The organism is Arthrobacter sp. B2a2-09, from assembly GCF_027587375.1.
Classification (GTDB): domain Bacteria; phylum Actinomycetota; class Actinomycetes; order Actinomycetales; family Micrococcaceae; genus Arthrobacter.
Genome location: NZ_JAMXIC010000037.1, coordinates 22088 through 32681 on the forward strand (window position 1 = coordinate 22088; position 10594 = coordinate 32681).

Genomic DNA, 10594 nt, shown 5'->3' on the forward strand with positions numbered 1-10594 from the left:
CGGCCACCTTCGCGCTGGAAGGTGACCGGCCGTCGTCGTACTTCTAGATGTTGAAGCCGAGGGCCCGCATCTGGTCTTTGCCGTCGTCCGTGATCCGCTCGGGACCCCATGGCGGCATCCATACCCAGTTGAGGCGCCAGTCGTCCACGATTCCGTCGAGCGACTGGCCGACCTGCTCTTCAAGGACATCGGTCAGCGGACATGCCGCCGTCGTCAACGTCATGTCGATGAGCAGAGCGCCGTCCTCCTCCGAGTACTTCAGACCGTAGAGCAGCCCAAGGTCCACCACGTTGACACCGAGTTCCGGGTCAATGACATCCTTGAGCGCCTCCTCGACGTCCTCGAGGCTGGTGCGAGCCGCGTTGATTTCGGTCATGGCGGGAGTCCTAACTAGGCCTGTGCTGCTGCGGCAGCAGCGATGGTGGCTGCGCCGGCGCCGGTGGCGTAACGGTCGTAGCCTTCTTCTTCGAGGCGGTCGGCCAATTCAGGGCCGCCCTCTTCGACAACCTGGCCATCAACAAACACGTGGACGAAGTCCGGCTTGATGTAGCGCAGGATGCGGGTGTAGTGGGTGATGAGCAAGGTACCCATGTTTCCCGTGGCGTGGGCGCGGTTGACGCCCTCGGAGACAACCTTGAGCGCGTCGACGTCCAGGCCGGAGTCGGTCTCGTCAAGCACGGCGAACTTCGGCTTGAAGAGTTCGAGCTGGAGGATCTCCACGCGCTTCTTCTCGCCGCCGGAGAAGCCTTCGTTGACGTTGCGCTGTGCGAAGTCGGCGTCGATACGCAGCTGCTGCATGGCCGCCTTGACGTCCTTGGTCCAGGTGCGGAGGGCGGGAGCTTCGCCGTCGATTGCGGTCTTGGCGGTGCGCAGGAAGTTGGTCATGGTGACGCCCGGAACCTCTACGGGGTACTGCATGGCCAGGAAGACGCCTGCACGGGCGCGCTGGTCAACGCTCATGGCCAGCACGTCTTCGCCGTCGAGCGTGATGGTGCCGCTCGTGACGTTGTAGCGCGGGTGGCCGGCAATGGTGGACGCCAGGGTGGACTTGCCCGAACCGTTGGGGCCCATGATCGCGTGGGTCTCACCGGTCTTGATGGTCAGGCTGACGCCCTTCAGGATCTCCTTGGTGCCCTGCTCCGTCTCGATGCTGACGTGCAGGTCCTTGATCTCAAGAGTAGACATGCTCTTCTTTCTTTCGTAAGTCTTTAGGCACTTGGCGCTCAGTAGTTCTGTACTGAGGCGCCATTCACAACGTTGGTCACGTCCACGTAGACGTCGTCGCCGTCGAGGCTGACGGCGAAAACCGGGACGGGGTCATAGGCAGGGAGCTGCAAGGGCTGTCCGGTGCGGAGATCGAACTGGGAACCGTGGCCCCAGCATTCGATCGCGCAGCCTTCGATTTCGCCCTCGGAGAGCGAGATGTCCGCATGCGAGCAGGTGTCGCCGATGGCGTGGATCTCCCCCATCGAGTCCTTGACGATGGCTACGGGGTAGTCATCGATCAGGATGCGCAGCGCCTGCTTGACCTGGATCTCGTTGGCGTTGCATACCAGTTCGCCTTGTGGCTGATCGCTCATAGTCTGTTTTCCCTGCTTGGCTTGTATTAGTTGTCGCTCGCGGCGAGCTCACGCTCAACAGCTTCGGTCAGGCGCTCTTCGAGTGCCGGTACCTTGATCTGCTGGATGATCTCGTTGAGGAAGCCGCGGACCACCAAACGGCGGGCCACGTCTTCAGGGATTCCGCGTGCCATGAGGTAGAACAGGTGTTCGTCGTCGAAGCGGCCGGTGGCGCTGGCGTGGCCGGCACCCTCGATCAGGCCGGTTTCAATTTCCAGGTTCGGCACCGAGTCAGCGCGTGCACCATCCGTGAGGACCAGGTTGCGGTTGGCCTCGTAGGTATCCGTGCCTTCGGCTTCCTTACGGATCAGGACGTCGCCAACCCACACGGCGTGTGCGTTGCGGCCCTGCAGCGCACCCTTGTACAGCACGCGGGATTTGCAGTTGGCCACCGCGTGGTCAACAAACAAGCGCTGCTCAAGGTGCTGGCCGGCGTCGGCGAAGTACAAACCGAACATCTCGACGTCGGCGCCCGGCGCCGTGAAGCGGGTCGAAGGCGTCACGCGGACAACATCGCCGCCGAGGCTGACCACGATGTGCTTGAACTTCGCGTCGCGGCCGATCTTGGCCTGCTGCGAGGAGGCGTGAACGGCGTCGTCGTTCCATTCCTGGAGTGAGATAACGGTCAGGTCTGCACCGTCTTCGACGAGGATTTCGACGTTCTCCGAAACGATCGCACTGCCCTGGTGGTCCAGGACGATCCGCGACTTGGAGAAGCGCCCTGCCACGATCACGATGTGCTGGGCGGAGGCTTCAGTGGAGGTGCCGGTCAGCAGCACGGACACTTCGCCGTCGAGCTGGAGCTCGGCGGGCACCGTGATGACGGTGGCCTCGGTGAAGTTCTCCCAAGCGTTGGCGGACACGCGGTCCTCCGGAATGGCCGCCGAGCCGATGCGGACGTCGTCCCGTCCCACGGTCTCGACGACGACGCCCTCCGGGGCGGTAACGGCGACGGAAGGCGCCGAACCGGAGAGGACTTCGTTGTGGAGGCCGCGAAGCCGCTTGAGCGGGGTGAAGCGCCAGTCCTCTTCCAGCCCGGTGAGGGGCTTGAAGTCGGCCAGCTTGTACGAGGTCAATCGACCTGCGCGCGAGCTGTCCGGAATTCCAACGCCGCCGCCGTGGGAGTGGCTCTTGGCCGAGGCGCCCGCAAGCGGTCCGGCCGAAGGTGCCTGTTCCGACGTCTTTTCCGAGGTGGTAGACGTGTTGGTACCAGTGTTGACCGGCGAGAGGTTCTCGCCCTCTTCGGTGAAGCCGTCGATAAATGGCTGTGCCGATGGCGCGCCAATGCGGGCCTTTTCAGTAGTGATTTCAGTCATTGCTAACCGACGGATCCTTCCATCTGCAGTTCAATCAGGCGGTTGAGTTCAAGGGCGTATTCCATAGGCAACTCACGGGCGATCGGCTCAATGAAGCCGCGCACGATCATGGCCATGGCCTCGTCCTCGGGCATACCGCGGGACATCAGATAGAAGAGCTGCTCCTCACTGACTCGGGAAACGGTGGCCTCGTGGCCCATCACCACGTCATCCTCGCGGATGTCGATGTAGGGATAGGTGTCGGAACGGGAAATAGTGTCAACCAACAAGGCGTCGCAACGCACGGTGTTGGCGGAGTGCTTGGCGCCTTCGCGGACCTGGACCAGGCCCCGGTACGCTGCACGACCGCCGCCACGGGCCACGGACTTGGAGATGATGGAGCTCTTGGTGTTCGGCGCGATGTGGACCATCTTGGAGCCGGTGTCCTGGTGCTGGCCTTCGCCGGCGAAGGCGATGGACAGGGTCTCGCCCTTGGCGTGCTCGCCGACCAGGTAGACAGCCGGGTACTTCATGGTCACCTTGGAGCCGATGTTGCCATCGATCCACTCCATGGTGGCGCCCTCTTCGCAGATGGCGCGCTTGGTGACCAGGTTGTACACGTTGGTGGACCAGTTCTGGATGGTCGTGTAACGGACGCGGGCGCCCTTCTTCACGATGATTTCCACCACGGCGGAGTGCAGCGAGTCCGAAGTGTAGATCGGAGCGGTGCAGCCTTCGATGTAGTGGACGTAGGAGTCCTCGTCCGCGATGATCAGGGTGCGCTCGAACTGGCCCATGTTCTCGGTGTTGATGCGGAAGTAGGCCTGCAGCGGGATGTCCACGTGGACGCCCTTGGGGACGTACACGAAGGAACCGCCGGACCATACGGCCGTGTTCAGCGACGCGAACTTGTTGTCGCCCACCGGAATGATGGTGCCGAAGTACTCCTGGAAAATCTCCGGGTGTTCGCGAAGTGCGGTGTCGGTGTCCAGGAAGATAACGCCCTGCTTTTCCAGGTCCTCGCGGATCTGGTGATACACAACCTCGGACTCGTACTGCGCGGCCACACCGGACACGAGGCGGCTGCGCTCGGCTTCCGGGATGCCCAGCTTCTCGTAGGTGTTGCGGATGTCCTCGGGGAGGTCTTCCCACGTGGCAGCCTGCTTCTCGGTGGAGCGCACGAAGTACTTGATGTTGTCGAAGTCAATGCCGGAGAGGTCTGCACCCCAGGTGGGCATGGGCTTGCGGTCGAAGTACTTCAAGCCCTTCAGGCGCAGATCCAGCATCCATTGCGGCTCGCTCTTCTTGGCCGAAATGTCGCGGACTACCTCTTCGTTGAGCCCACGGCGCGCGTTTGCGCCGACGTCGTTCTTGTCAGCCCATCCGTACTCGTAGTTGCCAATACCGTGCAGCTCGGGATTCTTCTCGAGAATCTCCGAGATCACAGCACCGTCAGCTAGCGCTTTCTCTGCTGTTCCTTCAGCTAATTGACCCGTCATCACGGCCTTTCTTACTGATTGTTGGATTCGACATGGGGCGAGGCTGGCAGCTTCGGAAACCCGAGGGCCCCCTTGGCGGCTGGCCTGCCGGTAGGAATATGGGTAGTGCAGACATGTCCGCCCTGCGCGAGGGTGGAGAGCCTGCGGACATCGACGCCGACCAAACGGGAAAACAGTTCGGTCTCGGTGTCGCAAAAAACGGGAAATTCCGCGGCGAGCTGCTGGATGGGGCAATGGCCCTGGCACAGCTGGACGCTCGAGAGGGAAGCGGGCAAAAGCGCCTTGGTCTCAATCGAAGCAGCCGATGCGACATATCCGTCCCTGCTCAGCGCCTTGGACAGCGCCAAAGCGCGGGCTGCGATGTCGGAACCCGCCCGGTCAACTTCGGGTGCGTAGCGCTGCTCCATCTCGGCGAAGCGCTCTACCGCATAGTCCCTGACAGCTTCTTCGCCGGCGAGGTCCCTCAGCCGCCGCAACGCGGAACTGGCAATGTTCAGGTAGTCATCCCCAAGCTTCGACTGCCCCTGCGAGCTGAGGACATAGCGACGGGCCGGCCGGCCTGCGCCAGCACCCGCCTTCGCGACGCGCTTTACCTCTATGACCCCGGCACGCTGAAGGTGATCCAGGTGCCTGCGGACAGCTGCAGGAGTGAAACCAAGCATGTCGCCAAGTTCAGCCGCGCTGACGGGGCCGTGCTCCAACACCGCGTTGAGAACACGGTCCCGGGTGCGGTCTTCCGCATCAGCCACGCCAACGGCTGTGCCACCGGGCACAGGCATGACCGCGCTATGCCTCGCGGGCACGGAAACAGAACTCCTCATGGAATACACAACACAATCATGTCGTAATTTAGTCCGTGCATCCAGTAAGGCAAGGCTGGCCTGCGGCACCTTGCCCGCCGCACCCCTACTACTTCACGTAGAATACTTTGGTGCGATCCCCCGAATCCCCTGTCCTCACCATCGACGGACTCATCAAGGACGTTGGCCCGCTGGCTTCCCTTGACGGCAAGATGCTCCGGGTAGTCAGCGGCCTGTCAATGTTCGCAGAACGCGGCCAGATCACTGCCTTGCTGGGTGCCAACGGCGCAGGCAAGACAACAACGCTCGAATGCGCCCAAGGCCTTCAAAAGCGTACCGGCGGCCGCATCGGGCTCCTCGGCGAAGATCCTGACACGGCCGGTGCGAACCTTCGTTCACGCGTTGGCGTGATGCTGCAGGACGGCGGCCTCCCGCCGTCGGCCCGTCCCATCCCCTTGCTTCGGCACATTGCCGGCATGTACCAGGACCCCCTTCCCTTGGACGGACTCGTAGAGCGGTTGGGCATCGACACCTTCAGCCGCACCGGCGTCCGCCGCTTGTCCGGTGGCCAAAAGCAACGGCTCTCCCTTGCGGCTGCCCTGATCGGCAATCCCGAAGTCCTGTTCCTGGACGAGCCAAGCGCAGGGCTCGATCCCCAGTCCCGCCAAATCGTCTTTGAGCTCATCGCCGAGCTGCGGGATGCCGGCATGGGGATCATCCTCACCACCCACCTCATGGACGACGCCCAGAGGCTTGCGGACTACGTCTACATCATCGACGCCGGCCACAACGTCGCGGAAGGCACCGTCGCCGACTTGTTGCGCCACGGCCACGAGGCTATGGACGGGGTGACTGAACGCACCCTGTTCTTTGATGCCCCGGCCGGCCTGGACATTGCCGCGGCCATCGGCGATGAACTGACCATCACCGAAAGCCGGGCGGGCAGCTACGCGATCGCAGGCACACTCACGCCGCAACATCTGGCAAAGCTCACGGCATGGTGGGCCGAGAAGGGCATCATGCCGGCGTCCCTCCGCTTGGAGGCTCGCAGCTTGGAAGACGTTTTCCTGGACATTTCCGGAAGGGACATCCGATGACCAGCGCAACCCCCGTGCTCAGCACACCCCACTCCGGACCGGCACCCTTGATGCGCAGGATCCTGCTGCAAGGCCGCTACGAAACGTTGACCATGATCCGGAACGGCGAGCAGCTGATCCTCGCGGTGATCATGCCCTTGCTGGCTTTGGTGGGACTCACCGTCACACCGCTGCTCGATGGCTTGGGCGCCAATCGCGTGGACATCGCGACGCCGGGCATTCTCGCGCTGTGTGCCATGTCCACGGCATTCACCGGCCAAGGCATCGCCACGGGCTTCGACCGCCGATACGGTGTGCTCCGCTTCCTCTCGACCACTCCCCTGGGCCGGACCGGCCTCATTGCAGGCAAGATCATCGCCGTCTTGGCCGTCCTGGTCCTCCAGGTCCTGGTGATCGGTGCCGTGGCCGCATTGCTGGGCTGGCATCCGCGTCCCGAAGGCTGGCTTCCCGGCCTGGGCCTGCTGGTTCTCGGTGCTGCCGCCTTCACCGCCCTCGGGCTCCTGGTTGCCGGCACCGTACGGCCGGAGGCAACCCTCGCCATCACCAACCTGCTCTGGATCCTGCTGGGCGCCCTCGGCGGAATTGTGGTTCCCGCCGAGCGTTTGCCGGACTTGGCGCAGAATATCGTGCACTTCCTGCCCTCAGGCGCCCTGGGCCAGTCACTCAGGGACGCTTTCCTCCATGGCAGCGTCTCCTTGCCCTACGTTCTTGTGCTGCTCCTGTGGACTATCGTCCCCGGCGCGGCCGCCGTCCGCTGGTTCAAATGGAACTGAGCGTCCCGTTGTGGAACCGAACCGTCAGCGTGAAATTGAGAACCGAGAATTGAGAAAACTGTGAGCACGGCTTCCCGCCTCCCGAAGTCCATCCAGCAGTTGACCGCCAAGCTGCCCACGGAAGTCAACAGCAGCATCCGCAGGCTGGCGATGTTGTCCCTGATCGGCCAGGTGGTCCTGGTGGTCACCGGCGGCGCGGTCCGGTTGACATCCTCGGGGCTCGGCTGCCCGACATGGCCGCGCTGCACCAGCGCTTCCCTTGTGAACACGCCGGAGATGGGCATCCACGGCTTCATCGAATTCGGCAACCGCATGCTGACCTTCGCCTTGGCCGCCGTCGCCGTCCTGATGCTCGTGTACTTATGGAACCTCCGCAAGGAACGCCGCGACCTTTTCCTCCTGGCTGTGGGCCTCCTCGCCAGCATTCCGGCACAGGCCATCATCGGCGGCATCACCGTGCTATCCAATCTGAACCCCTGGGTTGTCGGACTGCACTTCCTGGTGTCCATGGCCCTGGTTGTCTTCTCCACGCTCCTGGTCAACCGCGCCTATGGCCGGACCGGCCGCTTCATGAAGCGGCCGTTGGCACCGATTCCGGGCGCAATGAGCCCCGTCATGACCGCCGTCGCGTTCTTCTCTGCAGTTGCGGTGTGCCTGGGCGTGGTGGTGACTGGGGCCGGACCGCACGCCGGCGACGCGAACGCGCCGCGCAACGATCTCGACTGGGACCTCTTCTCGCACATCCACGCAGTGCCGGCGTACCTCATCACGGCGGGCGCCGTCTTCGCCGTTTACTTCGTCCTGCGCAAGGGAATCACCGGTCTATTCCGCTCAGCGGCGCTGCTGCTGCTCGCCGTGACGGTCCTGCAGGCGGTCATTGGCTTTACCCAGTACTACAACGGCATCCCCGCCCTCCTGGTAGGCGCCCACATGCTGGGTGCCGCCCTGCTCATGAGTGCCGCCACCAACGCGGCGGATGTGGCGCGGTTCAGCCCGAAGCTCTAGCCCGCCACCGTCCGAGACCCGCGCTCACATATAGCGCCCTTTCCGGCGACCTTCGCTCACCTATAGCGCCCTTACCGGTAACCCTCGCTCACCTATAGCGCCCTTACCGGTAACCCTCGCTCACCTATAGCGCCCTTACCGGTAACCCTCGCTCACATAAATCCCCCTTTCCGGCAACCCTCGCTCACATAAATCCCCCTTTCCGGCAACCCTCGCTCACATAAATCCCCCTTTCCGGCAACCCTCGCTCACAATCATCTGCGGGAGGGTGACGGCCCTTCCGGACATAGGTGAGCGAGCGTTGAGGAAAACGGCTCCAAAGGTGAGCGAGCGTTTGGGGCCAGCCGGACGACGTCGATCCCCGAGTACCGGCCCGCAGGCCTCTGACACGCACTACCCCCACGGCCCGGACCAGGGGTAACCGACGATCACTCACGTTTAGGGGCCAAACGGAAGACCCTCCTTCACGTCATGATGTGAAGGAGGGTTTCGGGTTATACCCTTAAAAGTGAGCGAGCGTTTGGGAAAAAGGCGCCATAAGTGAGCGAGCGTTTGGGAAAAAGGCGCCATAAGTGAGCGAGCGTCCTACGGCGACCGGAACGTCGTCAGCGTCGTCAGGGGCGTCAGCCGCCCATGATCGGGGAGCCGATGAACGGGTCCACCGCGAGGGCAATGAAGAGAAGCGTCAGGTAGCTGATTGAGCCGTGGAAGACCTTCATGGCTCCCTTGTTCGAGACGTCGCCGCCCTGCGCCCGGTTGTAGAGGGCGTGGGATTCATACAGGAACCAGGCGCCCGCAAGGACGGCGGCGATGGTGTACACCCAACCCGCGCGGCCAACCGGCACCAAAAGCAGCGAGCACACAACCATGGCCCATGCGTACAGGACCACCTGGACGGAAACCACCTTGGCGCCGGCGATGGCACCCAGCATCGGGACGTTGGCGTTGCGGTAGTCCTCGCCGTACCGCATGGACAGCGGCCAGTAGTGCGGAGGAGTCCACAGGAAGATCACCATGAAGAGCACGACGGCGGGCCACTCAACGGTGTTTGTCACCGCTGCCCAGGCAATCAGCACGGGGAAACAGCCGGCCGCACCGCCCCACACGATGTTCTGTGCCGTGCGGCGCTTGAGGATCATCGTGTAGATGACAACGTAGAAAACAATCGCACCGAGGCCGAGCCAAGCCGAAAGCGGGTTGGCCCCGAACCACAGGATGACGATGGAGGCGGCTCCAAGGATCCAAGCGAAGACAAGTGCTTCGCGGGGGGTGACTTCGCCCGTCACGAGGGGCCGCTTTTCGGTGCGGTGCATCAACTTGTCGATGTCGCGGTCGATGTAACAGTTGAAGACCCCCGCGCTGCCGGCGGCGAAGGCGCCGCCCACCAACGTAGCCAGAATCAACCCGATGGAGGGAAAGCCCCGCTGCGCGTAGATCATGGTGGGCAAGGTGCTGACCAGCAGCAACTCGATTACGCGGGGTTTGGTCAGTGCCAGATACGCCTTGAACTTACGGGACATTCCGCTCTTCCCCACAGCCGGGGAAGCGTTGAGGGGCGTATCTGTTGTGCTCACGTTGGCAGTCACTCTGTTCTTTGCTCTGGTGTTCTCGCAGCGGCGGCGCCTGTCCATCCCGACACCTCGAAATCCGGGGCACGGGGTGAAGCGTGCATTCGATCCATGCAAGCAATCCGAGCTTTGGATCAATGCATTCAATCAATGGCGCACTCGCCGCTGGTGGCCTCCAGATATCATACCGTGGCCCGTCCGACGCCACGGCACCCGGAACTTTCCCTTGTTTCCGAAAGTTCACCGGCACTTTGACGTCGCGGTGATTCATAAAACGGAATTTGCGTCCATTTTTTGAGATTCCCACCATTTGGGGCCGCGAACCGGGCTAAGCTGTCTGCAGATCAGCTCACGCAGGTTTCCGAGAAAGCGTATTCTCAGATTTGCATGTCTGGATGATAGATCAACGTTTCAATGGTGAACGGCTGGTAGACACTTCGCAGCGGGCGCCATCCTGTGCCCGAGGCTTGCCATGTGCCGTCACCAGTCGTCAGCACAGAGAGGGGCTCGGTTTACGTGCCACATTTGGAAGAGCAAGAACTGACTTGGACCAGCCTGGACCAGCGCGCCGTGGACACCGTCCGCGTTTTGGCCGCTGACGCCGTCGAGAAGGTCGGCAACGGTCACCCCGGCACGGCCATGAGCCTTGCACCGGCCGCCTACCTGCTGTTCCAGAAGCTGATGCGCCACGACCCGAAGCACCCGGACTGGATCGGCCGCGACCGTTTCATCCTGTCCCCCGGGCACACATCGCTCACCCTGTACATCCAGTTGTTCCTTTCCGGCTACGGCCTGGAACTGAAGGACCTCGAAGCCCTGCGCACCTGGGGATCGCTGACCCCGGGCCACCCTGAATACAAACACACCGCCGGCGTCGAGATCACCACCGGCCCGCTGGGCCAGGGCCTGGCCTCCTCGGTGGGCTTCGCCTACTCCCA

10 protein-coding genes and 1 pseudogene are annotated in these 10594 nt (G+C 62.9%); 4 read left to right on the forward strand and 7 right to left on the reverse strand.

Translation table 11 applies throughout. The annotated features are described in order from the left end of the window. Positions 1 to 43: 43 nt before the first annotated feature. Genes NFJ07_RS24015 through NFJ07_RS24040 form a run of 6 tightly spaced genes read right to left on the reverse strand, consistent with a single transcriptional unit; the run spans position 44 to position 5192 of the window. On the reverse strand, positions 44 to 376 hold the full coding sequence (locus NFJ07_RS24015) for a metal-sulfur cluster assembly factor (protein WP_059389266.1): 333 nt from the start codon (positions 374 to 376) through the stop codon (positions 44 to 46). Between the two features lie 14 nt (positions 377 to 390). Continuing rightward, the gene (gene sufC / locus NFJ07_RS24020) at positions 391 to 1185 is read right to left on the reverse strand and encodes a Fe-S cluster assembly ATPase SufC (protein ID WP_241707760.1); all 795 of its coding nucleotides are present in this window, start codon (positions 1183 to 1185) and stop codon (positions 391 to 393) included. 38 nt (positions 1186 to 1223) lie between these two features. Further along, entirely contained in the window at positions 1224 to 1580 is a 357-nt protein-coding gene (locus NFJ07_RS24025; RefSeq protein ID WP_269998470.1) for a non-heme iron oxygenase ferredoxin subunit, read from the reverse strand. A 26-nt stretch (positions 1581 to 1606) separates the two neighbouring features. After that, entirely contained in the window at positions 1607 to 2935 is a 1329-nt protein-coding gene (sufD, locus tag NFJ07_RS24030; protein ID WP_269998472.1) for a Fe-S cluster assembly protein SufD, read from the reverse strand. A 2-nt stretch (positions 2936 to 2937) separates the two neighbouring features. Beyond that, complete coding sequence (sufB, locus tag NFJ07_RS24035; RefSeq protein ID WP_269998473.1) at positions 2938 to 4413, reverse strand: Fe-S cluster assembly protein SufB; 1476 nt, start codon at positions 4411 to 4413, stop codon at positions 2938 to 2940. Between the two features lie 11 nt (positions 4414 to 4424). Next, a complete protein-coding gene (locus NFJ07_RS24040; RefSeq protein WP_269998482.1) occupies positions 4425 to 5192 on the reverse strand; it encodes a helix-turn-helix transcriptional regulator in 768 nt (255 codons plus the stop codon). A 152-nt stretch (positions 5193 to 5344) separates the two neighbouring features. Between NFJ07_RS24040 and NFJ07_RS24045 the strand changes: the two genes are divergently transcribed. The 3 genes from NFJ07_RS24045 to NFJ07_RS24055 are packed head-to-tail and all read left to right on the forward strand — an operon-like array spanning position 5345 to position 8088. Beyond that, entirely contained in the window at positions 5345 to 6310 is a 966-nt protein-coding gene (locus tag NFJ07_RS24045) for an ABC transporter ATP-binding protein (RefSeq protein WP_269998475.1), read from the forward strand. Continuing rightward, a complete protein-coding gene (locus NFJ07_RS24050) occupies positions 6307 to 7083 on the forward strand; it encodes an ABC transporter permease (RefSeq protein ID WP_269998477.1) in 777 nt (258 codons plus the stop codon). The genes NFJ07_RS24045 and NFJ07_RS24050 overlap by 4 nt, the downstream gene beginning before the upstream one ends. A 60-nt stretch (positions 7084 to 7143) precedes the next feature. After that, positions 7144 to 8088: a COX15/CtaA family protein gene (locus NFJ07_RS24055; protein WP_269998479.1), complete on the forward strand. Its 945-nt coding sequence runs from the start codon at positions 7144 to 7146 to the stop codon at positions 8086 to 8088. Positions 8089 to 8711: 623 nt separating this feature from the next. On the opposite strand, the gene NFJ07_RS24060 is transcribed toward NFJ07_RS24055, so the two are convergent. After that, positions 8712 to 9674, reverse strand: a complete 963-nt coding sequence (locus NFJ07_RS24060) for a heme o synthase (protein ID WP_269998480.1) — start codon at positions 9672 to 9674, stop codon at positions 8712 to 8714. A 498-nt stretch (positions 9675 to 10172) separates the two neighbouring features. Between NFJ07_RS24060 and NFJ07_RS24065 the strand changes: the two are divergent. Continuing rightward, a pseudogene (locus tag NFJ07_RS24065) lies at positions 10173 to 10594 on the forward strand (transketolase); the annotation flags it as partial.